The following is a 23858-nucleotide window of genomic DNA, read 5'->3' as shown; positions in this document are numbered from 1 at the left end:
TCTTAAGTTAGCTTTAACCTCCGTAATCTTAGCGAGTTGCTTACCACGCTCACCGAGCTAAACGCCATCGCCAGGGCCGCCAGCACAGGATTCAGAAAACCGACGTCGCCAAAGAAGAACTCCAGACCGCCCGGCACCCCATCCTTAAAGACAGGATAGAGAACGCCGGCCGCTACGGGTATCAGGGCAACATTGTAAAACATCGCCCAAAAGAGATTTTGCCTAATAACGCGCAGTGTTCTTCGACTTAATCCAAACACTCCTACCAGCGACGCAAGGTCGCCGCGCATCAGCACCACGTCCGAGGACTCCATCGCCACGTCCGTCCCCGTCCCCATGGCTATCGATACGTCGGCTTGCGCCAGCGCCGGAGCGTCATTTATGCCGTCGCCGGCCATGGCCACCGCCTTACCCTGCTCCTGCAGCTCTTTCACCTTGGCGGCCTTGTCCCCAGGCAGCACCTCCGCCACAACCTCGTCCACTCCCAGCTGCTGGGCGATGGCCTCGGCGGTAACCCTGTTGTCGCCGGTCAGCATGATGACTTCCAGGCCCAGCCCCTTTAGTCGGGCGATAGCCTCGGCTGCGCCTGGCTTGATAGTGTCGGCCACACCGATAATCCCCGCCATTCCATCGCCGCTCGATACGAACATGGCTGTCTTGCCTTGCGTCGACAGTTCCTCGGCTTTCTTCACGAGTCCATCCAGCACGTGGCCTTGGGCCTCCATGAAAGCGCGATTGCCTAAAAGGACTTTTGCCCCATTGATTTGTGCCTGCACACCCTGGCCGGGCACGGCCTGAAAGCCTTTGGCTTCAAGCAGCCCTACGCCGCGGACCTCCGCCTCTCGAACAATGGCCTCTCCTAGAGGATGCTCCGACCCCTTCTCCACCGACGCCGCCAGCCTCAATAGCTCGTCATCTTTCCCTTGAAGCGGAATAACGTCGGTAACCGACGGCCTGCCTACAGTCAGCGTCCCGGTTTTGTCTAGGACCACGGTGGTGATCTTGCTGGCCTTCTCCAGCGCCTCCCCGTTTCGAATCAAGATGCCCGCTTCCGCTCCCCTGCCGGTGGAGACCATTATCGCCGTAGGCGTCGCCAGGCCCATAGCGCACGGGCACGCTATAATCAGTATCGCCACCGATGTGAGCAGCGCGTAAGTCAGGGCCGGCGACGGGCCGAAGAATAGCCAGAACACAAACGCGCCCAGGGCAACGGCGATAACTATAGGAACAAAGTAGGCGGATACCAGGTCCGCCAGGCGCTGAATTGGCAGCTTGGAGCCCTGGGCCTCCTGCACCAGCCGCACAATCTGGGAAAGCGTGGTGTCTTTGCCGACTCGCGTGGCGCGAAACTTGACGAACCCCGTCTTGTTGATCGTCGCGCCGATGACACTGGACCCCACCGTTTTCTCCACCGGAAGGCTTTCACCCGAAATCATGGATTCGTCCACCGATGTGTAACCATCCAGCACCACGCCGTCGACGGGTATGCGCTCTCCAGGCCGCACCACCACCACGTCTCCCACCGCCACCTGGCTTATAGCCACCTCCCTCTCCTCTCCATCCCGCACGACTCGAGCCGACTCGGGACGCAGCCCGATAAGCCGCCGGATCGCCTCCGACGTCCTCCCTCGGGCCCGCAGCTCCATATATCGGCCCAGTAGCACCAGCGCGATGATGATAGCCGAGGTGTCGAAGTAGACTGCCCTCTCCAACCCTCGGGTGAGCAGCGCGTCGGACCCGGCGATCTCCAGCACCACCATTACTGCGCTGTAGACATAGGCCGCCGTAGTCCCCAGGGCTATAAGCGTGTTCATGTTGGCGGAACCATGCTGGAGCGCCCCAAAGCCGTATCGATAGAAGCTGGAACCGCTCCAGAATTGAATAGGTGTTGCCACAGCCCAAAGGAGCAGTAGGTAGGCGGAGTTCGCCATCAGCGGCGGGACCCACGGGAAAGGATCAAAGCTGCCTATAAAGAGCAGCGCGCCGCCTAAGCCAGCTGCAAGGAACTTGCGCCATAACCCCGCGGCCTCCCTGACCTTACTTAACCGCTGCGACTCCTCTGCCAGGCCCTCTTCCTCCGAGGCCGATTCCGGCGTGGCTGAATACCCGGACTCCTGGACGGAGCGTATGAGATCTTCAACGCCCGCGGCGCCCGGCGCCATTTCCACCGTCGCCTTCTCAGTCGCCAGGTTAACCGACGCCGAAAGAACACCGGGGACGCTTCTTAGAGCCTTCTCCACCGTCGCTACGCAGGAAGCGCAGGTCATGCCGCCAATGCTCAGCGTTGTCCTTCGCCCGCCCACGCCGTATCCAGCCTCGCTGACGGCCTTAGTTAGCGCTTCCAGCGATGCCGGGTTTTCTGTCAACTCGCCTTCCAACGTAATTGTCGCCTTCTCGGTCGACAGGTTCACCGACGCTGAAGCCACGCCCGGGACCCCCTCCAGCGCCTTCTCGATGGTGGCGACGCAGGAGGCGCAGGTCATCCCGGTTATAGGGATAGTCAACCTCTTCTCGTTACTAGATCGCCCTGTATTAGATTGTTTTGTGCTTGTAGTAGGTCGAGCCATATCTGATACCGCCGATAAAGTATAACTGACTAGCGTGACCTCACGTCATAGAGGTCTCGCAACTCGCTTACAATCTGCTCCTCGCGCCCACCCTTTATGCCCTCCACCACGCAGGATTGCAGATGTCCGTCCAGCAGCAATGCCTCCAGCTTCTCAATAGCTTTCCTGATAGCGTGGGTCTGCTTAAGGACATCTACACAATAGCGGTCCTCGTCAATCATCTTGCGCACACCGGCTATGTGCCCTTCTATGTACGAGAGACGCTTCCCCGCTTCCCTTTTCACGTCGGACTTCACACTGGCCTCCTTAACCCATACCCCCTGGGTAGGGGTTTTAAGTATCATAGCGCCAGAGTAAGCTTTAAGTCAACAGTGGAATTATTTATAGCCCAGTAGCCGGGTTTGACGCTGCGCAAAGGCGGTGTGCCTCAACCAGCCAGGCTATAGCCGGTTCTGCCATCGACGCTACCGTATCCTGCGACTCGTAGACGCTTGGCGGCAAAGCCGCCCTCATGCTTAAGCTGTAGTAATACAGTAATACAGGGAAAAACTCGTTTAAAAAGCTATTGACAACATGCTGAAGAGTGCTACGATATAGGTTACGGATTCTATCGCCTTCAAGAATTGCCCACGTTAGCTCTTTTCTAGCCGCACTAGGCCCACGCCTTTCGAGATCCGAATCCTTTCCCCTCTAGGAGTATGAGGAGTATGGCTTTGTCCTTATCTACCTCCAACGGTAACGGCAGCAGACCAGTCAAGTCCTTCGCCCGCATCCCCAGAGTCTTGGACATCCCGCATCTCATTCAAATGCAGGTAGACTCTTTTAGCTGGCTCAAGGAAGAAGGCCTGAGCGAAGTCTTCCAGGAAGTCTCGCCGATTCAGGACTTCACAGCCAATAAGTTTGAGATATTCTTCGGCAAGCATACTTTCCGGGAGCCTAAGTATTCCACGGAAGAGTGCAAGCAGAATGAGATAACCTACTCCGCCTCTCTGTGGGTGGAGGCCCGCCTCGTCGCCAAGGAGTCGGGCGTTATCAAGGAGCAGGAAATCTTCATGGGCGACATCCCCATGATGACCGGCGACGGCACCTTTATTGTCAACGGCGCCGAGCGAGTGGTGGTAAGCCAGCTGGTCCGCTCCCCTGGCGTTTATTTCGTTTTGGAGCGCGACATCGCCACCAACCGCAGCCTCTGCTCCGCTAAGCTTATCCCCTACCGCGGCGCATGGCTGGAGTTCGAGACCAGCAACAAGAACGTCCTCTCCGTTAAAGTCGACCGAAAGCGCAAAGTCTCGGTCAGCATCTTCTTCCGCGCCCTCGGCATCGCCGACGACCAGGAGTTGAAGCGGCTTTTCGAGGATGTGGACGATGACGATAACAATAGCTACATCAGTTCAACTCTTGAGCGAGACGTTTACCCTGAAGAGAAGGATGCCTTCTTTAAGGACGATGACCTGCGCAAAATCTGGGCCTGGCTCCGCCCCGAGAAACCCTTCGACGCCTCCCTCGCCCGAAAAATCGCCAGCGCCCAGCTGGAGTTCTACCGCCGCCTGCGCCCCGGCGAGCCTCCCAGCGTGGACAACGCCTACACCCTCCTGCGCAACCTCCTCTTTGAACCCCGGCGCTATGACCTGAACAAAGTCGGCCGGCACAAGCTCAACACCCGTCTGGGGCTTGATAAGTCCCTGGATCAGCGCGTCCTGGACCTGGACGACCTGATCTCCGTGGTCCGCACCATGGTCCAGTTGAATAACGGCGACGGCACCCCTGATGACATCGACAACCTCGGCAACCGCCGCGTCCGCTCCGTCGGTGAGCTGGTGCAGAACCAGATGCGCGTCGGCCTCCTGCGCATGGAGCGCATGGTCAAGGAGCGCATGACCCTAATCGACCCCGAGCAGGCCACCCCCCAGGCCTTGGTTAATATCCGGCCCGTGGTGGCCGCCGTCCGCGAGTTCTTCGGCGGCTCCCAGCTATCCCAGTTCATGGACCAGACCAACCCCCTGGCCGAGCTGACCCACAAGCGCCGCCTCTCCGCCCTTGGCCCTGGCGGCCTCTCCCGCGAGCGCGCCGGCTTTGACGTACGCGACGTCCACTTCTCCCACTACGGCCGCATATGCCCCATCGAGACCCCGGAAGGCCCCAACATCGGCCTGCTGAGCTCGCTGGCTAGCTTTGCCCGCATCAACGCCTTCGGCTTCATCGAATCGCCCTATCGAAAGGTCCTCAAGGAGCTGCCTAACACTGATGATGACCTGGTAGGTCGCAACGTGACCCAGGACATCGACGATAAAGAAGGGAAGCGCATCGTCAAAGAGGGCAGCAAGATTACTCCCGCGGCCCTCAAGAGGATCGCCGCTCTGTCCAAACGTGCCATACCCGTTAGGGCCTTCGTCTCCAGCAAGGATGAGGACATCCTCTACCTGTCGGCGGACAAAGAAGGCGTCCATATCGTCGCTCAGGCCAACGTTGAGCTTGACGAAAAGAACCAGCTTGTTGGCGAGCGCGTCGAGGTGCGCGTCGGCGACCGCTACGCCGAGGAGTCCCCTGACCGCGTCGACTTCATGGATGTTTCGCCCATGCAGATTATGAGCGTGTCCGCCTCCCTCATACCCTTCCTGGAGCATGACGACGCCAACCGTGCCTTAATGGGGTCTAACATGCAGCGTCAGGCCGTGCCTCTGCTTCAGCCCCAGGCGCCCCTCATCGGCACCGGCATTGAAGACCGCGTGGCCCAGGACAGCGGCCAGGTGGTGCTTTCCAAGGCCGCTGGAGTCGTCACCCAGGTGACCGGCGGCGAAGTCATCGTGACCGATGAAGGCGGCAAAGAGCATCCCCACAAGATGACCAAGTTCAGCCGCACCAACCAGGGCACCTGCTTCAACCAGCGGCCCGTAGTCCAGAAGGGAAGAAAGGTCGAAGTCGGCTCCGTGCTGGCAGACAGCTCTTCGACTCAGAGTGGCAGCCTCGCCCTCGGACAGAACGTCCTGGTGGCCTTCATGAGCTGGGGCGGCTACAACTACGAGGACGCCGTCATCCTCAGCGAGAACCTGGTCAAGAAGGACTTCTTCACCTCCATACACATCGAAAAGCATGAGATGGAGGCCCGCGAGACCAAGCTGGGCCCCGAGGAGATCACTCAGGACATCCCCAACGTCGGCGAGGAAAGCCTGCGCGACCTGGACGAGCGCGGCATCATTCGCATCGGCGCCGAAGTCGGCCCCGGCGACATCCTGGTGGGTAAAGTTACCCCCAAGGGCGAGACCGAACTCACCGCCGAGGAAAAGCTGCTCCGTGCCATCTTCGGCGAGAAGTCTCGCGACGTGAAGGACACCTCCCTCAGGGTTCCCCACGGCGAGCGCGGCAAGGTCATCGACGTGAAGGTCCTCAGCCGCCAGAACAAGGACGAGCTGCCGGCCTCCGTCAACGAAGCCGTCCGAGTTTGGGTTGCCCAGACCCGCAAAATCTCCGTCGGCGATAAGATGGCAGGCCGCCACGGCAACAAAGGCGTCGTGGCCCGCATCCTCCCCGCCGAGGACATGCCCTTTCTCCCCGACGGTACCCCCGTCGACATCATCCTCAACCCCATCGGCGTGCCCTCGCGCATGAACCTGGGGCAGGTCCTGGAGACTCACCTTGGCTGGGTAGCTAAGCTCCTCAACTTCTCCGCCGCGACCCCCATCTTCGACGGCGCGAGAGATGAGACTATTGAGGACGGTCTAGCCCGTATCTGGTGCCTCCAGCAGGCCCAAGCCTTGGACATCTCCCCGGACGACAACGCGCCCAAGATAGACTGGGACAAGGCTAAGGAATGGATTGAGTCCAAGGGTTGCAGCTTTGACGAGTTCCTGGACGAGAAGGCTGTCGGCAAGGCGTCGGAAGCGGCCCTTCGCATATGGCTCAAGGACGGCGGCATTCTCAGCGATAAGGAGGTGGACGCCCTCTCCCCCGAGGATCTGAAAGAGAAGGCCCTGAGATACCACAACGAGCAGCGGCTCGCGCCTCCCACCTTCGGCAAGATGGTCTTGCGCGACGGCAAGACCGGCCAGCCTTTCGACCAGCCTGTGACCGTCGGCTACATATACATGCTCAAGCTGGTCCACTTGGTGGAGGACAAGATTCACGCCCGCTCCACCGGCCCCTACTCCCTCATCACCCAGCAGCCCCTGGGCGGCAAGGCCCAGTTCGGCGGCCAGCGCTTCGGCGAAATGGAGGTGTGGGCCTTGGAGGCCTACAGCGCCGCCTTTAACCTTCAGGAGATGCTGACCGTCAAGTCGGACGACGTCTCGGGCCGCGTCAAGACCTACGAGGCCATAGTCAAGGGTGAGGATATAGTGCAGCCCGGCATCCCGGAGTCCTTCAACGTGCTGGTCAAGGAGCTTCAGAGTCTTGGTCTGGCCGTAGAGCTGCTGCACGAAGATGAACCCGCCGCCCTCCCCGGTGACTCCAAAGAGACCATGAAGATTGAAGGCGATTAACTTATACAAGGACTGAGAAAAACAATGGTAGGCATAGCAGAAAGAAGCGAAGTCCACTCGGCTAGTTTTAACGCCATTCGAATATCTGTCGCTTCGCCTGAACAGATTCGCAGCTGGTCCCACGGCGAGGTCACCAAGCCGGAGACTATCAACTATCGCACCCTGAGGCCTGAGAAAGACGGCCTCTTCTGCGAACGCATCTTCGGCCCCACCAAGGACTGGGAATGCTTCTGCGGTAAGTACAAGCGCGTCCGCTACCGCGGCGTCATCTGCGACCGCTGCGGCGTGGAAGTCACCCGCTCCCGGGTCCGCCGTGAGCGTATGGGTCACATTGAACTCGCCGCTCCCGTGGCCCACATCTGGTTCAGCAAGGGCACGCCCAGCCGGCTTGGCCTCCTGCTGGACCTCTCGCCCAGGAACCTGGAGCGCATTCTGTATTTCGCCCAGCATGTGATCATCTCCGTCGATGAGGAGGCCCGCACCCAGGCCCTCAACTCGGAGAAAGAGAAGTTTGATGCTGAGGTCAAAAAGCTCAAGGACGCCGCTATGGCCCAGCTTGTCCAGATCACAGGCAAGACCGAGGAGGAAATCACCGCTTCAGAAGCTGATGACGGCGAGCCTCTGGACCTTCCTAAAGATATCAAGAAGCAGGTGGACCAGGTCAGGGACACCCTCGACGAGGAGATCGCCCAGGTCGAAATCGAATACGAAGCCCGCGTTGATGAGCTTGATGACTTGCGCGTCCTCCGACTGGTCACTGAAAGCCGCTATCGCGAGCTCAAGGAGCGCTACGGCAGCGTCTTCCATGCCAGCATGGGCGCCGAGTCCGTGCTGGAAATCCTCAAGGGCATCGACTTGGAAGCCCTCCGCGAGCAGCTTTGGCAGGAGATGCAGTCTACCTCCGGCCAACGCCGCAAGAAGGCCATCAAGCGCCTGCGTGTGGTTGAGGCCTTCCGCAAGAGCGGCAACAAGCCGGAATGGATGGTCCTAAAGGTCCTGCCCGTCCTGCCGCCGGAACTCCGACCTATGGTGCAGTTGGACGGCGGACGCTTTGCCACCAGCGACCTCAACGACCTCTACCGCCGCGTCATTAACCGCAACAACCGCCTCAAGCGCCTCATGGAACTCGGCGCTCCCGAGATTATTATTCGAAACGAAAAGCGCATGCTGCAGGAGGCCGTCGACGCCCTTATCGACAACGGTCGGCGAGGCCGGCCCATCCAGGGCAGCCATAACCACAAGCTCAAGTCTCTGTCTGACCTGCTTAGAGGCAAGCAGGGCCGCTTCCGTCAGAACCTCCTGGGCAAGCGTGTGGACTATTCAGGCCGCTCCGTCATCGTTGCTGGCCCCGAGCTGGACTTGCACCAGTGCGGCCTGCCCAAGCGCATGGCCCTGGAGCTTTTCAAGCCCTTTGTCATGCACCGCCTGGTCTTGCTGGCCATCGCACCCAACATCAAGAGCGCCAAGCGAATGGTCGAGCGTGCGCGAGGCGAGGTGTGGGACATACTCGAAGAGGTCATCAAGGAGCGGCCCGTCCTCCTTAACCGCGCGCCCACCCTTCACCGGCTGGGTATCCAGGCCTTCATGCCCGTGCTAATCGAAGGCAGCGCCATCCAGCTCCACCCTCTGGTCTGCCCCGCCTTCAACGCTGACTTCGATGGCGACCAGATGGCTGTCCATGTCCCCCTGTCGCAAATGGCGGTCCGCGAAGCCAAGGAGACCATGCTCAGTGTTCACAACATGCTCTCCCCCGCTTCCGGCGAGCCTCTGGTGACCCCCACCTTGGACATGGTCCTCGGCTGCTTCTATCTAACCGACATGCGGCCCAACGGCAGAGGCGCCGGCAAGTCCTTCCTCTCCTTCGATGAAGCCCGCCTCGCCCACGAGTTCGGCCACGTTGACCTCCAGGCCGAAGTCAAGGTCTGGGACCCCAAGCAGAAGGAAGGCTGGCTTAACACCACCGTAGGCCGCATCCTCTTCAACGAGGTGCTGCCTCCTGAAATCGAATACAAGAACCGACTCATGGACAAGGGCAGCCTCAAAGCCCTCACGGCGGAATGCTACCGCGTCCTAGGCAACGCTGAGACCGCCAAGGTGCTGGATCGCATCAAGGCCCTGGGATTCAAATACGCCATGAGTTCCGGCATTACCATCGGCATCAACGACATCCAGGTCTCCCCTCGCAAGAAGGCCGTCATCGATGAAGCCATTAGTCAGGTGAAGGCTTATGAAGAAGACTTCATGCAGGGCCTCATGACCGAGGAGGAGCGGTACTCCCACACCGTGTCCGCCTGGACAAAAGCCAGCGACACCATGGAGCAGATCGTTAAGGAAGAGATGAAGAGCTTCGGCGGCATCTCCATGATGGCCACCTCCGGAGCCAAAGGTAACATCGCTCAGATTAAGCAGATGGCCGGCATGCGCGGCCTCATGAGCAACCCCAAGGGCCGCATCATCGACCTTCCCATCAAGTCCAGCTTCCGGGAAGGCTTGACCGCCCTTGAATACTTCATATCCACCCACGGCGCCCGCAAAGGCCTCGCCGACACCGCCCTCCGTACCGCCGACTCGGGTTACCTCACCCGCCGCCTGACCGACGTGTGCCAGGACGTAATAATCCTGATGGAGGACTGCGAGACCACGGAAGGCGTGTGGCTCTACGCCGTCGCCAGCGACCCGCTGGTGGCGTCCATGGAAGAGCGCGCCCTGGGCCGGAGGGCCGCGTCGCCCATTGTTCACCCTCAGACCGGCGAGATCCTTGTAGACAAGGACCAGGAAATCGATGAAGCGGCGCTGAAGAAAATCGCCGGCCTGGAGATACCCCACATCCACGTCCGCTCGCCCCTCACCTGCCAGGCCCATCGTGGCCTGTGCCGCATGTGCTACGGCCGCAGCCCCGCCACCGGCCGGCTGGTGAAGATGGGCGACGCTGTAGGCATCATCGCCGCCCAGAGCATCGGGGAGCCCGGTACTCAGTTGACCATGAGGACCTTCCATACTGGCGGTATCGCCGGCGTGGACATCACCAGCGGCCTCCCCAGGGTTGAAGAAATATTCGAGGCCCGCATACCTAAGGGCGCCGCCGTCCTTTCGGATATCGATGGCATCCTGGAAGTTAAGGATGAGACCGAGGGTCGAAGGCTTCGCGTTGTCAGCAAGGAAGAGTACCAGGAAGACTATTCGCTGACTAAAGGCTTGGAGCTAGTGGTATCCGACGGCCAGGAAGTCCAGGCCGGCGACACCCTAGCTGCGCCCGTAGCCACCAAGAAGGAGCCCAAGGAACCTGCCAAGCCCATCGTGGCTAACGTCAGCGGTCTCGTGGAAATCAAAGGCAAGAACATCTCCGTCGTGTGGGCCGATATAGAGGAACGCGAGTACATGGTGCCCGCTTCCGCCGTTCTCTTAGCTAAGGACGGCGACCAGGTCAAAGCTGGCGATGCCCTCACCGCCGGCCCCCTCAACCCCCACGAGATTCTCCGCATCAAAGGCAAAGAGGAAGTAGAACGCTACCTGGCCGTGGAGGTCCAGAAGGTCTACCGCTCCCAGGGCGTCACTATCCATGACCGCCACATCGAAGTCGTTGTCCGGCAGATGCTCCGCCGGGTCCAGGTGGACACCCCAGGCGACACCGAATACATCCCCGGCGCCACCGTTGACATCTTCGACTTCCAGGCCAAAAACGCCCAAGTTCTCGCTGAGGGCGGCGAGCCTGCCACCGCCCGCCCCGGCCTCCTGGGCGTCACCCGCTCGTCCCTGCTTACCGAGAGCTTCCTGGCCGCCGCCTCCTTCCAGGAGACGACTAGAGTCCTGACCGAGGCTGCGGCCAGCGGCGCCGTCGACCATCTCCAGGGCCTGAAAGAGAACGTCATCATCGGACGCCTCATTCCCGCCCGGTCCCAGACCGCCCTGCCCCCAGTCAGCGAGCCCTTTGGTACGGAAGGCCTGGCCCTCCCCGGCGCCGAGAGCGAGATGCTCAGCAGCGCCATGGTAGAGGAGCTTGCCTCCCGCTTCACCAACGGCCACGATGAGTCCAGCAACGGCCAGGAGCCCAAGGCCAGCCTCATCGATGACGAAGATGAGATCGAGGCCGATTCCGACGACGATTTGGATGACGAGTCAGTGGACACGGATGAGGATTCGGAGGAAGAATCGGAAGAGGCTGAGGCCGAAGACAAGTAGCCTTAGCAATAGATAACCATAGGGGCCATGCAAGTCGAATGGCCCCTTCTCATTGGCTGTGTCCAAAGCCAATAACACCTAAACGCGTCTTGACGCCAAATTAGATAGCTGGCACACTTACCAGTACGGGCGGTTAGCTCAGATGGTTAGAGCATCGCGTTGACATCGCGAAGGTCAGAGGTTCGAGTCCTCTATCGCCCACCATCTAGTTTTCTGGTGACCAGGCCTCTTCCCGATTCTCCCTATGAGGTGAATTATGGGCGAAGCCAAGCCCACCCAGAGGTTTGCCAGGACTCCTCACCTTCATCCACGCCTCGCTATTCTCATTCGTAACGCCTTCCTACCCGCCCTCCTTCTTGCTTCCCTTCTCTCGGTCGCCTGTGGTGATAGCCCGGCCTCCACTCCAACCGCCGGTGCTGCCACCAACGCCCCCTCCGGCACAGGCTCGAATTCGGATTCGACATCGCTCTCGAAAGAGGAAAGAATATTTGTTGGTGCTGGCCGATTTGAGGAGGTGCCGCTAACCCTTAAAGAAGGGGATATCCTGAAAGTTGAATACAAAGCCGAGGTCCGCGTCAGCCCCGGGTTCGGCGGCACCGCCGCCCAGGAGCGCGCTATCCGGATTGCCGTCCTGGACGTTGACGGCAATGAGCTTGCGAACCAGAGCGACAAGTCCAGCGGCTCCCTGGAAGTAACCGTCGCTTCCAGCGGAGAACACAAGGTTGTTCTCTTAAACAGTTTCCCTCTGGAAGCTCTTACCGTGACCCTTAAATACTCCGTTAATATGAAGCCCGCCTTGTATACGCCGATTCGCGCTTTCTGATGGCTAAAATATGTCCTTATTCGTCAAATTGGTGCTTAAATCTGATTTAAAGCCATCACAAACCTACTGTCACGTTATTTAGCTAGTGTCTGGTTGACTTTTGATACGAATGGTAGTAGTTTGCGCTTCGTAGTAGCTTTTGCGCTCATCACCCTCTGCCTCAGATACATTAACTTAGGAGGTGCAATTTGAGTTCCCTTCGGAGTCCAGGTAGGCCTCGTTTTATAATTCCCTGGTTCCTGATCGCTATCCTGGCAGCCCTTTTCACCATCGCCGCCTGCGGCGATGACGAGACACCCACAGCCACCACCAGGCCAGGGGTTACTCCATCTCCCACCGCCACTACTGGATCGGGGACAACACCCTCTCCCACTGCTACCGCCGCTAGGACACCCACTGCCGCGGCCAGAGTTCCCGTGCAGGCAAGGCTGCGAATAGTCAACTCGCCGGACGCCCACCAGTACACCGTGCCCTACGCTGGAAACCAGGTCACCTGGTCCAAGATGCCCGCCTACGAGCATCTCATCGGCCATGATATCAAGAGCAACGAAGAGATACCCGAGCTGGCGGAAAAATGGTCCGTCGCCGCTGACGGCAAGACATGGACCTTCAACTTGAAGAGGAACGTCCCCTTCTACAAGGACGGCAAGGCCACCAACGACACCTTTAGCGCCAAAGACGTCCTCCTATCCTGGGACCTCCTCATCGGCGAAAAGGGTGTTGTTAATACTAAGCTCTCCCAGAGCCCCGCCCGATGGGAAAGCCTCTTCGGCCTTCCTGCCAACTGGGCGACTCCCGATGACTACACCGTTGTGCTTACCTCCCCCAATGTCAACCTGGACTTGGGCTTCAACGTTTCAGACGTATGGGAATCTGGCATTCTTAGCGCAGACCACTGGACCGCCGTAGGTGGCGAGGAAGGTTACCAGGCCGACCCCATCGGCACCGGCCCCTTCACCTTCGTGGAACGCCAGATAAACCAGTACTACCTCCACAAGCGGGTCGCCAACCATTGGCGCAAAACTCCCGACTTTGAAGAAGTTCAGATGTTCCAGATAGCAGAAGCCGCCACTCGTGTGGCCATGCTCTTCGCCAAAGAAGCCGACATGATACCCCTGGTGCAGGACCAGCGGGCCAAGATTCTTCAAGGCGGCTTTAGAATTCAGAAGAGCACCCTGCCCAGCGTGAACCAGGGCGTTACCTTCATCCACTACCGCCCTGAATGGTACTGCGTGGACGGCAAGCCGCCCCAAGGGCAGTCTGCCTGCGGCGCTCGTAAGGGCTACGACCCCAACGACCCCTTGCGTAAGCCGGAAGTCCGAGTTGCGTTGAACCACGCCATTAATCGTACTGAGTTCAACCAGGTTTTCTATAATGGTGAGGGCTTCCCCTTGGTGGACGAATACCCCACCTGGCGCACCGACTGGCAGGACCGATGGGCCCCTGTCCCGGGCCCCAACGGCAAGACCGGCAAAGAGGGCGGCTGGCCTTACCCCTTTGACGTGGCCAAGGCCAAGGACATGCTGGCCAAGGCCGGCTATCCCAACGGCTTCACAACCCGCCTCAACTGCCTGCGCAGCCACAACGTTATCCCTGACTGGCCGGGCCACTGCGAAGCCATGGTCAAATACTTCGCCGCCATTGGCGTCACGGCCAGATTGGAAACGGACAACGACTTCGCCGACTTCCGCGCCAAAGCTGTGGCCGCTGATACACCTAACTGGATGTACAGCTCCTCACCCGGATACAGCCCCATCTGCAATCGCATCAGCTTCAACTTCGTCTGGACCCTGGGCCTAGGTTATCGAGAGTGGGCTGAGGTGGACGAACTCTGGACCGCCTGCCGCTCCGCCACGACAATAGCCACCCGCGACGCCGCGGCCATAAAGTTTGCCGATGCCTGGCTTCAGAAGGGCTTCAGCATACCCTTGGTGTGGGTCTTCTCCTCCATTGCCTACAACCCCGCCATCATTGCCAAGCATGAGGCCAACTTCTCCAACTTCGGCACCGCTCGATATCTGGAATGGATTCAGGCCCAGGTTAAGTAGTCAGAAAAGAAACGCTTTGACAATAGGGCCGTCCCCCGTAGGCGGACGGCCCTATTCCTTGGGCTCCCTTGCATTTTACTCACTCCCTGGGTATGTTATGGGCGTTTTGGTTCTCCAGTACCAGTCCACTTCGGGAGGTGCATCATGAGCCCAGCCGCATTCAAAGTCATCAAAGGCGCGAGAATCATCGACTCCATACAGGCCAAACCCCTAGAGCGCGGCGCAATTCTTGTTGAAGGCTCCAAAATTAAATGGGTAGGCGCTGAAAAAGACCTGGAAGCCCCCGAGGGCGCTCGGGTGGAAACCTTCGACTACACCGGTAAGACAGTCCTGCCCGGCCTGGTGGACGTCCATACCCACACCAACCTCCCAGGCGACGGCACCGCCGTCGAAGAGGGCTGCGCGGAGCCTGACGAAATATTAATGCTCCGTTCCGCCTGGAACGCCCGCAAACACCTGGAGTCCGGCGTCACCACCGCCCGGGACAACGGCGCCAAGAATATGACCGCTATGTATCTCAAGCAGGGCATCGAGCGCGGCTTCATCCCCGGCCCCCGAATGGTCATCAGCGGCCGGCCCGTCACCATCACCGGCGGCCACTGCTGGCCCATGAACGGCGAGGCCGACGGCGTGGACGGTGTGCGCGAAGCCGTGCGTCGATTGATAAAAGAAGGCGTGGACTGGATCAAAGTTATGACCACCGGCGGCGGCACCCGCTCCTCCTACTCCAGCCTCCCCTCCTACAGCGTGGACGAGCTCCGTGTCCTCACTTACGAAGCCCATAACTTCGGCAAGCTGGTGGGTGCCCACTGCTCAGCCACCCAGGGCATGGTCAACTCCCTGGATGCTGGCGTCAACATGATTATCCACGGCACCTTCCATGAGCCTGACGGCACTTATAAGTTCCACCCCAAAGTCGCGGAGCGCATCGCCAAGCAGGGCGTTTGGGTCAACCCCACCCTGCGAGTCGGCAACTCCACCGTGACCGTCCTGGAGGCCAAGCAGAAGGCCCAGGGTCTCACCCCGCCAGAGGTGGCCCTCTTGGATTCCACCAAGCGGCGCATTCACAACCGACAGGATTATTGCAGGAGATACATCGAGATGGGGGTCAAGCTGGTGTCAGGCTCGGACTCGGGCTGGGGCAACTACCCCATGGGCTACTTCCAGTGGGAAGTAGAAGACATGGCGGGTCTTGGCTTGAGCAACATGGACGCCGTCCTTTCCGCCACCCGCGAATCCGCCAAGTCCATCGGCATGGACCGGCTCGTCGGCACGCTGGAAGCCGGCAAAGAGGCCGACATCCTGGTTGTAGACGGCAACCCCCTCAAGGAGATAAAAGACCTGCGAAAAGTCGCCGCCGTCTTCAAGGGCGGGATCAAGGCTAAGTAGTTATTTAACCGTCTCATTTTGTACAAAGTGGTGACAGAGGAATCCCATGCCCACTCCTATTCTGGTTCTCCCCCTTCGGCCTGGAAGGCGAAGGGGGAGTTAAAGGGGGTTGTGGTTCCTTATTTTTCCTTCCCCTTCCCGAAGAGGAAGGGGATAAAGGGGATGGTGGACCCGAATGAGGAAAGTGTGGTGCTTAGTTGGAGATGCCATACTCAATCGGTTCTATAGTTAACAAGAAGTGACATTTAGGAGGCCCCATGGCTAAGCGCGCAAACGGAAAAAAACTCACCCCCCGCAAAATCCCTAACATGGCCGGCAAGGCCATATCCGTAAACGGCGTCATCGACCCCGCCAAACTCGGCGCCACCATTATGCACGAGCACATCTTCATCGACTTCTGGCACGACAAGAAGCCCGCCTTCAACGCCCCCGCCACCGAGGCCTGCCACTGGGACGAAAAGCTGACCCTCGAGAACCTCCACCTGGCCCGTGACCGCAAGCCCATCAAAGATAACTTCCTCCTGACCGATATAGACCTCGCCATCCGAGAAGTCGCTGACTTCCGCCACCTCGGCGGCGACACCGTTGTCGATGTCACCAGCATCGGCCTGGGCCGTGACCCCATCGCCCTCCTCAAAGTGTCCAACGCCACCGGCCTGAACGTGGTCATGGGCTCCAACTGGTACAAAAAGTCCTTCCATCCTCCTTTCATGGACAAGCTCACCGCCGAAGAGATTGCCGAGCAGAACATCAAAGATCTGGTTGAAGGTGTGGACGATACCGGAATCCGCCCCGGCATCATCGGCGAAGTCGGACTGGACGGCAACCCCATAACTCCCAACGAAGAGAAGCTCATCCGCTCCGCCGCCTGGGCCAGCCGCGCCACCGGCGCCGCCATCAGCCTCCACAGCGGCGGCTTCAACTGGGAGAAGCCCAAGGTGGCCCGTATGTTCGCCGAAGAGGGCGCCGACCTCCAGCGCGTTATCTTCGGCCACTGCAACTCCTACGCCGCCGAAATCGACCTCCTGCTGGAGCTGCTTAACATGGGCTGCTACGTCCAGTTCGATACCCTGGGCCGCGTCGTCGCCCCCGTTGCCCGCAAGCCCGACCCCCCTGGCTACAACCCCAAAGGCCCCGACGTCGCCAACGATGTCCTGGTCTCCGAGTGCATCCCCAGGCTTATCGACGAGGGCTTCGAAGACAAAATCCTGCTCTCCCAGGACGTGTGTACAAAGATTCAGCTCAAGGCCTACGGCGGCACCGGCTACTCCTTCGTCCTCGAAAAGTTCCTCCCATATCTGCGGAGCGTCGGCGTCAGCGAAAAGCATATCCATAAAATGATGGTGGAGAACCCCAAGCGGGTCCTGACCTTTGTGGAGCCAGGCTAAGTCCCTATTCTTATGCCTCACGGTTCTCTCGCTCTTATTCTTCGGGGCCTGCGCCGGCGGCTCCGAAGATAATAGCGCTCCCATGACGCCCGCCGGATCCTTGCGTATCCTCGCCCTCGGCGACTCCTATACCATCGGCGAAGGCGTGGACCCCTCCCAGCGATGGCCCGTCCAGCTGGCGAGTCGCCTCCGCGACAGCGGCCTCCCCATGGCCGACCCCCAAATCATCGCCCGCACCGGCTGGACCACTGACGAATTGTCCACAGCTATGGATACCGCCAACCTCCAGCCGCCTTATGACCTCGTAACCCTCCTTATTGGCGTAAACAACCAGTACCGGAATCGTAACCCCCATGAGTACCGCGGCCAGTTCCTCGCCTTGTTAGAAAGAGCCGTCACCCTGGCCGGTAACAATGCCCCCAAAGTACTCGTCCTCTCCATCCCCGACTACGGCGTCACCCCCTTCGCCGCCAGCCGCGACAAAACGCTCATCGCCCGTGAAATCGACCAGTTCAACGCCATCAATCGAGATGAGACCTTGCGTCTTGGTGCCCGCTACGTTGACATAACCCCCATATCGCGCACAGCGGCGCAGGACGCAAGCCTTATCGCCAGCGACGGCCTCCACCCTTCTGGAAAGCAATACGCCCTATGGACTGACCTGGCGCTTCCAGAGGTCCTAGCCGCCTTTGATGGTAGCTAGCCTTTACCTCCCCTGCCCTCGCCTCACCGGCAGCGTCGGCGGGAACACCTCCTCTGCGCGCCGCTTCTTATAGTCCCACCCAACCAGCGCCGACTTGTACTTCCCCCACAGCTTCTGCGTCTTGTGCGCCAGCTCCTCCTCATCCAGCCCTGCCACATGTCCATCCTTCACTACCACCTTCCCATCTACCATCACCGTATCGCAGTTCAGCCGGTTGGCATGATGCACTAGGTTGCGCATCGGGTCGTCCACTGGCCCCGCATCCATCACTGGCAGGTTGAAAATCGACACGTCCGCCTTGCAACCTACCGCTAGCCGCCCGATGTCCTCCCGACGCAAAGCCTTGGCTGGGTTCACCGTCACCGCGTCGAAAAACTCCTTCACCAACCCTGACTCTCGCTTCCTGTCCACCACCTTGCACACCAGTGAGCCGACTCGCATCTCCTCCAGCAGGTCGGTAGGAAAGGTGTCAGTCCCCAGGCTCATATTTATCCCCGCCGCCACGTATCGGCTGAAAGACTCCATAAACACACCGCTCCGCGCATACACCACCGGGCAGTGGCATACATTGGTCTTACTGTGCGCCAGGATTTCCAGGTCTTCCCCCGCCTCTTCGCCAGTAGCGCTATGGCCGGCTATGAATATCGAATGTGTCAGGCATATCTGCGGCCCCAAGAAGCCGATGTCTCGCAGCCACTCCACCATAGTCCGATTGCTGTTCTCAGGCTTGGCCTTAAAGTTTCGCTGCTCCTGCAGCGAGTGGGCGAAATGCGTCCGCACGTGGACTCCGCCCAGGCCCTTAGACTGGCGCAGCGTCTCCTTTAGCAAATCGTCGGAACACCGCTCCGTCCGTTTGGGAAAGAGAAAGCCGTTGATGCGGCCATCGGCGCGTCCCTTCAGGTACTTTATGAATTCGATGGCGTGCTGCAACCCCTGGTCAGCCTTCTTTCTGTCCCACACTATTCGATGCGTCCCATCGGGCTCGGTATAGTCAGATGTCTCCTGGTACGTGTGCGCCAGCCACGCCCTTGCCCCCAGCTTCTCGCACGCCTCCGCCAGCGCATGCATCTCCGGCGCCTCGTCCTCCCACTTCTTCGTCGCCCCCGTCACCACCGACCCGAAAGAAGCCGCCCCGCTCTTCAAAATCGTAGCGACGCTGAAGTCGGCGCTCGTCCTGAACTCCTCGTCGGTGAAAATATGCGGCGTGGATGGATCGATGGTCGAAGCAGGCCTGTTATACCCGCCTCCCGAGGCCTGTCCATCGATGCCGAGAACCTGCATGTCTATATTCGCGACGCAATGAATGTTGATAAGGCCGGGCAGAACAATCTTGCCCCGCGCGTCTATCGTGTTATCTGCTTTGGGGCATTCGGGGTCATCAGGAAATCCAACAAAGACTATTCTGTCCCCTTCCGTCACCACGCACCCGCCCTCCAGCATCTCATGTCCCTTCTTGCCCCAGCCCACCACCCATCCGCCCTTAATCGCTGTACGCTTTGTCATTGTCGACCACCTCCAGTCATACGCTAGTCAATCGATGGACGCCCGCCCAAAAACACCACTCCCGCCGCGCCAATAATGCCGGCGTCATCGCCCAAGGTGCTGGGTAGTACAGGCACCGCGGGCCGCAGCTTCAGCAGCTCTCCTAGTCGCTTCCTTAATGGCTTGAAAATAAAGTCTCCAGCCTCAGCTGCCTGCCCGCTGATAACCACCACCTGCGGGTCGAAAAGCGGTATGGCCGATGTCAACGCCAGCGCCAGGTAATGCCCCACCTCGGCAAATATCTCCAACGCCAGCGTGTCCCCATCTAAAGCGGCCTGGTAAACATTGTAAGAGGTAAGGCTCTCTAAATTGCCGGCGCATCTAATGATGACCGACTTCCTCCCCTCCGCCAGCCGCTCCCGCGCCCGGCGGGCTATAGCTGTCGCCGACGCGTAGGCCTCCAGGCAGCCCACAGCGCCGCAGCCGCATCGCGCTCCCCCAGGCTCCACTATCAGGTGCCCGATGTGTCCCGCCGACCCACTGTACCCGTGGTATATCCGGCCATTAATCAGCACTCCGCCGCCAACTCCCGTACCCAGGGTTAAGCATAGAACGTGGCTGTAACCCTGCGCCGCCCCCTTCCACCATTCCCCATAGGCCGTCATCTGGCTGTCATTGTCGACAGTTGTAGGCAGTCCCAGCGCCTGCTCCAGCTTGTCCTTCAGCGGCACGTTATTCCATCGAAGGTTGGGCGTCCTCAGCACCACTCCCGTCTTGGGGTTCAACGGCCCAGGCGACGCCATGCCGACGCCGGCCACCCGCCTGCCGCCCTCCTGTAGGACTTCCCGTATGAGCGCGGCGATGTCCGCGATCACAGCCTCTGGGCCGCGATGCGCCAGCGTCGGCCTGGTACGGTGGACTAGTAACTCGCCCTGGTCGGATACCAGGCCGCACCGCATGTTGGTGCCGCCCAGGTCAAAGCCTATTGCCCAGGCCATGATTTAGCTAGGCTGGCTGTTTGACCTTGGCGGGCTTCAGGGCCATGCTCACGGCCTTTATCTTGGCCGACATATCGTGGAACTTGTCAAAGGTCAATGCCTGCGCGCCGTCGCACTTGGCCACAGTCGGATTGGGATGCACGTCCACTATAATCCCGTGGGCGCCCGCGGCAATGGCCGCCAGGGAAATGGGCGTGACCAGCTCCCAGGAGCCTGTGCTATGGCTCGGGTCCACAATCACGGGCAGATGGCTCAGCTTCTTTATTACCGGCACGGCGCTGATATCCACGGTGAAGCGGGTGAAAGGCTCAAAGGTGCGTATGCCCCTCTCGCACAGCACTACCTGATTGTTGCCGCCGGACAGCACATACTCAGCAGCCAGCAGCCATTCTTCGTAGGAGGAGGAGAACCCGCGCTTCAGCAAAACCGGCTTGCGAGTCTTTCCCACGGCCTCCAGGAGATTGAAGTTCTGGGCGTTGCGAGTCCCTATCTGCAGCATGTCTGCATACGATGCCACCATGCCAACGTCCTCGGTAGACATCACCTCTGTAACCACAGGCAGGCCGTACTTCTCCCGCGCCTTGGCCAGCAGCTTGAGGCCCTGGACACCCATCCCTCGGAAGCTGTACGGCGACGTGCGAGGCTTGAACGCGCCGCCGCGAAGTATCTTAGCGCCCTCTGACTTTACCTGCTCGGCGCACGCCATCAGCAGGTCCTCGCTCTCTACCGCGCAGGGCCCTGCCATCATCACAGGCTCGGCCCCGCCTATCAGTGCGTCGCCAACCTTCACCATGGTGTCGTGGGGCCTGAATTCGCGAGTCGATAGCTTGTAAGGCTTGGAAATTCGCACAACCTCGGCCACGCCTTCCAGCCGCTCCAGCTCGTCTTTCAACTCGGGGAATATCTGCCCCACTACTCCAATAACCGTCCGCTCCACGCCCCCGGACAGATGCCCCTGCAGGCCCTCATGCGATTCGATGCGCTGTTTGACAGCTTCGATTTGCTCCGGGGTGCTGCCCCGCTTCATTACCACTATCACGGAAAATCTCCATTCCATTTGGCTTGTCTGCGATTCAGCCGCCGTCTCTAAGACTGCGGTTCTAGTCCATGAGTGCGGAGGCCCACGGCCTCCTTCAGGTAAACGTATTTTAACTCTTTAGGATTTTTGTCGGTGTTTACGAGTATAAGGACGCGGATACATTGGGGCAAGCTTCCAGGCACCGCCATCTCGTGAGCGCACAGCAGCGCAACGTTCATCCAGCCCATCTGCCGCGCGGCTAGCGCCGGGAATACCGCATTCAAATCCGATGTTGTGGTGAACCAGACCGCCGCTATCTGCGACGCCTCAATCCGGTTCTCTTTGACAATCGTTTGCAGCAGCTCCTTGGTGGAGGAAAGGATTGACTCTTTGGTGTTCGCCTCCGCTGTCGTCGCGCCTCGAATAGCCCAGCACCCTGCCATCACTCGCCGCCCTGTGGCAGCGCGGGTTCCAGGCCCCGCAGCTCCCTCACAAAACGCGACGCCCTATCCAGCATCTTGTCCCTGGACGCCTCCTGAATTGTCTTAATCAGCGCGCTGCCGACTATCGCCGCGTCCGCCGACCGCCCCACCGCCTCCATATGCTCCCGCTTCGATATCCCGAACCCTACCGCCAACGGCAGCGGCGTGTGTCTCCTCACCCTCGACACCAGGCTGTGCATGTCGGCCGGCACCGCCTCCCGTGACCCCGTCACGCCGGTCACGCTGACGCAGTAAATAAAACCCGACGCTGTGGCGCACGCCTGCTCTATCCGCGCCTCTGTGCTGGTGGGAGCCAGGAGGGGGATAAGATGTATCTTGTGACGCCTGCACTCCTCCAGCAGCGGCCCCGCTTCTTCCACCGGCAAGTCGGGCACAATTATCCCATCCACCGTTGCCTCCCGGGCCCTCTTGCAGAACCTCTCAAGGCCATATCTATAGATAGGATTGTAATATCCCATAAGAATTAACGGCGTGTCCGGGACCTTTGGCCTGAGTCCTGCCGCCAGATCCAAACAGTCTTGCAAGGTGACACCCTGCTTAAGCGCTTGAAAGCTGGAAGCCTGTATAGTCGCGCCATCAGCCAGTGGGTCGCTGAAAGGCACGCCCAGCTCAATAGCGTCGGCGCCAGCTTCAGCCAGGGCGGGCACAAGAGTCCGGCTAGCCGCCAGGTCTGGAAAACCCGTGGTTAGGTATAGAATAAGACCGGTTCTTTTCTCGGCCTTTATGCTGTCGAATTTCTCTTTGATACGGTCGGCGGACATGACTGAATTCGGCGCCAAATGACAGCAGTATATCACAGCATGCCCGCGCTGAGGCCTTAGCCTCCCTCACCCCCAGCTTTGCACGAAAACTCAGTGTACCCCTGGTCCGGAAATAGATACGAGGCGTAACATTTCGGCGGGGACCTTTGGGCCTGCTCCCATCTGGTTCTCCCCCTTCGGCCTGGAAATGCTCCGCCCCAAACTGACATACAGTGTCGAGCACATTAATCTTTGTTCAATCGCAAGACCCCGATGATAATCGGAGCGGAGTCCGATGGAATCGCACCTGTCCCGAGTATCCCCTGAGGGATGAAGAGGCAGTTAGACGCTCTGCCACCTTAACTGAGCATTTAGCGCGGAGTCTCCGCATCCTTGATATTTATTCAAAGAGGGGGCAGTCCGCCGTAGGAGGATCGGCCCGATCCATCGGAGCGTCCTGCCTGCCCTCGACTTGTCGGGGAGCCTGACCGAAGGAGGGGGGTATAGTGGCCTTTTTCTTTCCCCTTCGCGAAGAACGTATGATGGACATTAAAGGAAGTTCCGGGCTTATTTTTCTCCCATAATATGCTTGTTTATGGGAAGCTGCGAGCCATTTAGCAGGCGGCAATGGGGGGGGGGCTGCTCTGGTTCTCCCCCTTCGCCTTTCAGGCCGAAGGGGGAGTTAGAGGAGGTTGTGGTAATTTATTTTTATTTCCCTCTTCTCCCGTAGTCGGGAGAAGAGGGACAAAGGGTGATGAGGGTGCCCCACTTATGACCAGGAATGTAATTTGCATCACGCGTCAAGAGGAAGGGGACAAAGGGAATGGTGGCCCCGAAGGAGATCAACATACACTTTCCGTGCAAAGCCCCTCAACCCCAAAGGGTGACGTTACCCTACCCCCATATAGTAACGCTGAAGGCGATGGCGTTCTGGCCGGCATGGGCGAGAAAAGGACTGAAAAGCGATCCCGTCCGCAGATACAACCACCCCAGGGCCAGTCCTGCCGCAAATGTCGGCACGAACAATGCGATGTCGCCGTGAGCCACGGCAAAAAGCGCGGCGCTCAAAATCGCCCCCATAGTCGTGCCCCATCGATTCGCCAGCCCCGGCAGCACAAACCCCCGGAAGAACACCTCCTCCGCCAGCGGTCCCACGCCCACTATCAGTATCCCGGTGATGATCTTTGATAAGAGACTGTACTCGTCAAAAGGCAGGTCCGGCGGCTGAAGCTCCTCCAGTCCCAGCGCGTCCGCCGCCTGCACATAAAGGGCCGTGAGCACCAGCACCACTGTCAGCGCCAGCACAGGCAGCCCTATTTGCGCCGGACCCCACCTGCCGGGCGGTCGCAGCCCAAGGCTGCCGATGCCGACTCTGTATTTCAACGGGCCTAAAGCCGCCGCGCTCAACAGCAGCAATGCGCTGGTGATCGCCACCGCGCCATTCAGCGCCACCGGCGACTCGTCGTTGTCTTCGCCTGTCAACAGGAAAAGCCCGCCCACCAGGGCTAATATCCCCATTACGGCCATCAAAATTGCCAGGAATAC

At 59.6% G+C, this 23858-nt stretch carries 15 protein-coding genes and 1 tRNA gene; 8 read left to right on the top strand and 8 right to left on the bottom strand.

Annotated features, from left to right (window positions below):
• Positions 1 to 2: 2 nt before the first annotated feature.
• Both FJ320_04285 and FJ320_04280 read right to left on the bottom strand, forming a co-directional pair.
• Positions 3 to 2567: a copper-translocating P-type ATPase gene (locus tag FJ320_04285; GenBank protein ID MBM3925193.1), complete on the bottom strand. Its 2565-nt coding sequence runs from the start codon at positions 2565 to 2567 to the stop codon at positions 3 to 5.
• A gap of 29 nt (positions 2568 to 2596) precedes the next feature.
• Positions 2597 to 2863 carry a metal-sensitive transcriptional regulator gene (locus FJ320_04280; protein ID MBM3925192.1) on the bottom strand — a complete coding sequence of 89 codons (267 nt, stop codon included), beginning with the start codon at positions 2861 to 2863 and terminating at the stop codon, positions 2597 to 2599.
• A gap of 411 nt (positions 2864 to 3274) precedes the next feature.
• Between FJ320_04280 and FJ320_04275 the strand changes: the two genes are divergently transcribed.
• From FJ320_04275 to FJ320_04240, 8 genes are all read left to right on the top strand, one after another.
• Positions 3275 to 7042: a DNA-directed RNA polymerase subunit beta gene (locus FJ320_04275; GenBank protein ID MBM3925191.1), complete on the top strand. Its 3768-nt coding sequence runs from the start codon at positions 3275 to 3277 to the stop codon at positions 7040 to 7042.
• Positions 7043 to 7066: 24 nt separating this feature from the next.
• Positions 7067 to 11221, top strand: a complete 4155-nt coding sequence (rpoC, locus tag FJ320_04270; GenBank protein ID MBM3925190.1) for a DNA-directed RNA polymerase subunit beta' — start codon at positions 7067 to 7069, stop codon at positions 11219 to 11221.
• A 127-nt stretch (positions 11222 to 11348) separates the two neighbouring features.
• Positions 11349 to 11425: transfer RNA gene (locus tag FJ320_04265), tRNA-Val, on the top strand.
• Positions 11426 to 11477: 52 nt separating this feature from the next.
• A complete protein-coding gene (locus FJ320_04260; GenBank protein MBM3925189.1) occupies positions 11478 to 12044 on the top strand; it encodes a hypothetical protein in 567 nt (188 codons plus the stop codon).
• Between the two features lie 188 nt (positions 12045 to 12232).
• Positions 12233 to 14092 (top strand): ABC transporter substrate-binding protein, encoded by a 1860-nt coding sequence (locus FJ320_04255; protein ID MBM3925188.1) that lies wholly within the window; start codon positions 12233 to 12235, stop codon positions 14090 to 14092.
• 144 nt (positions 14093 to 14236) lie between these two features.
• Entirely contained in the window at positions 14237 to 15481 is a 1245-nt protein-coding gene (locus FJ320_04250; protein ID MBM3925187.1) for an amidohydrolase family protein, read from the top strand.
• A 257-nt stretch (positions 15482 to 15738) separates the two neighbouring features.
• The gene (locus FJ320_04245; GenBank protein MBM3925186.1) at positions 15739 to 16869 is read left to right on the top strand and encodes an aryldialkylphosphatase; all 1131 of its coding nucleotides are present in this window, start codon (positions 15739 to 15741) and stop codon (positions 16867 to 16869) included.
• A gap of 82 nt (positions 16870 to 16951) precedes the next feature.
• On the top strand, positions 16952 to 17572 hold the full coding sequence (locus FJ320_04240) for an SGNH/GDSL hydrolase family protein (protein ID MBM3925185.1): 621 nt from the start codon (positions 16952 to 16954) through the stop codon (positions 17570 to 17572).
• A 3-nt stretch (positions 17573 to 17575) separates the two neighbouring features.
• Here FJ320_04240 and FJ320_04235 read toward each other — a convergent pair whose 3' ends face one another.
• The 6 genes from FJ320_04235 to FJ320_04210 form a co-directional block, all read right to left on the bottom strand.
• Positions 17576 to 19075, bottom strand: coding sequence for an amidohydrolase family protein (locus tag FJ320_04235; protein MBM3925184.1), 1500 nt, complete (start codon positions 19073 to 19075; stop codon positions 17576 to 17578).
• Positions 19076 to 19098: 23 nt separating this feature from the next.
• The gene (locus tag FJ320_04230) at positions 19099 to 20052 is read right to left on the bottom strand and encodes an ROK family protein (protein MBM3925183.1); all 954 of its coding nucleotides are present in this window, start codon (positions 20050 to 20052) and stop codon (positions 19099 to 19101) included.
• Between the two features lie 7 nt (positions 20053 to 20059).
• Positions 20060 to 21091 carry a 3-deoxy-7-phosphoheptulonate synthase gene (aroF, locus tag FJ320_04225; protein MBM3925182.1) on the bottom strand — a complete coding sequence of 344 codons (1032 nt, stop codon included), beginning with the start codon at positions 21089 to 21091 and terminating at the stop codon, positions 20060 to 20062.
• A 47-nt stretch (positions 21092 to 21138) separates the two neighbouring features.
• A complete protein-coding gene (gene aroH, locus FJ320_04220) occupies positions 21139 to 21513 on the bottom strand; it encodes a chorismate mutase (protein ID MBM3925181.1) in 375 nt (124 codons plus the stop codon).
• Positions 21513 to 22334 (bottom strand): tryptophan synthase subunit alpha, encoded by an 822-nt coding sequence (locus FJ320_04215; GenBank protein MBM3925180.1) that lies wholly within the window; start codon positions 22332 to 22334, stop codon positions 21513 to 21515. Before FJ320_04215 ends, aroH begins: the two co-directional genes overlap by 1 nt.
• Positions 22335 to 23207: 873 nt before the next feature.
• A complete protein-coding gene (locus FJ320_04210; protein MBM3925179.1) occupies positions 23208 to 23843 on the bottom strand; it encodes a CPBP family intramembrane metalloprotease in 636 nt (211 codons plus the stop codon).
• Positions 23844 to 23858 lie beyond the last annotated feature (15 nt).

It is taken from the genome of SAR202 cluster bacterium, from assembly GCA_016872285.1.
In the GTDB taxonomy this organism is placed as follows: domain Bacteria; phylum Chloroflexota; class Dehalococcoidia; order Lucifugimonadales.
The sequence above is the reverse complement of the archived record's forward strand: the minus strand, read 5'-3'. Positions and strand labels throughout refer to the sequence as shown.

Excerpts from the sequence above, each read along its gene's own strand:
- FJ320_04285 (MBM3925193.1), bottom strand. The coding sequence starts at position 2,567 with ATGGCTCGACCTACTACAAGCACAAAACAATCTAATACAGGGCGATCT.
- FJ320_04275 (MBM3925191.1), top strand. The coding sequence starts at position 3,275 with ATGGCTTTGTCCTTATCTACCTCCAACGGTAACGGCAGCAGACCAGTC.
- rpoC (MBM3925190.1), top strand. The coding sequence starts at position 7,067 with ATGGTAGGCATAGCAGAAAGAAGCGAAGTCCACTCGGCTAGTTTTAAC.
- FJ320_04260 (MBM3925189.1), top strand. The coding sequence starts at position 11,478 with ATGGGCGAAGCCAAGCCCACCCAGAGGTTTGCCAGGACTCCTCACCTT.
- FJ320_04250 (MBM3925187.1), top strand. The coding sequence starts at position 14,237 with ATGAGCCCAGCCGCATTCAAAGTCATCAAAGGCGCGAGAATCATCGAC.
- FJ320_04245 (MBM3925186.1), top strand. The coding sequence starts at position 15,739 with ATGGCTAAGCGCGCAAACGGAAAAAAACTCACCCCCCGCAAAATCCCT.
- FJ320_04240 (MBM3925185.1), top strand. The coding sequence starts at position 16,952 with ATGACGCCCGCCGGATCCTTGCGTATCCTCGCCCTCGGCGACTCCTAT.
- FJ320_04235 (MBM3925184.1), bottom strand. The coding sequence starts at position 19,075 with ATGACAAAGCGTACAGCGATTAAGGGCGGATGGGTGGTGGGCTGGGGC.
- FJ320_04230 (MBM3925183.1), bottom strand. The coding sequence starts at position 20,052 with ATGGCCTGGGCAATAGGCTTTGACCTGGGCGGCACCAACATGCGGTGC.
- aroH (MBM3925181.1), bottom strand. The coding sequence starts at position 21,513 with ATGGCAGGGTGCTGGGCTATTCGAGGCGCGACGACAGCGGAGGCGAAC.
- FJ320_04215 (MBM3925180.1), bottom strand. The coding sequence starts at position 22,334 with ATGTCCGCCGACCGTATCAAAGAGAAATTCGACAGCATAAAGGCCGAG.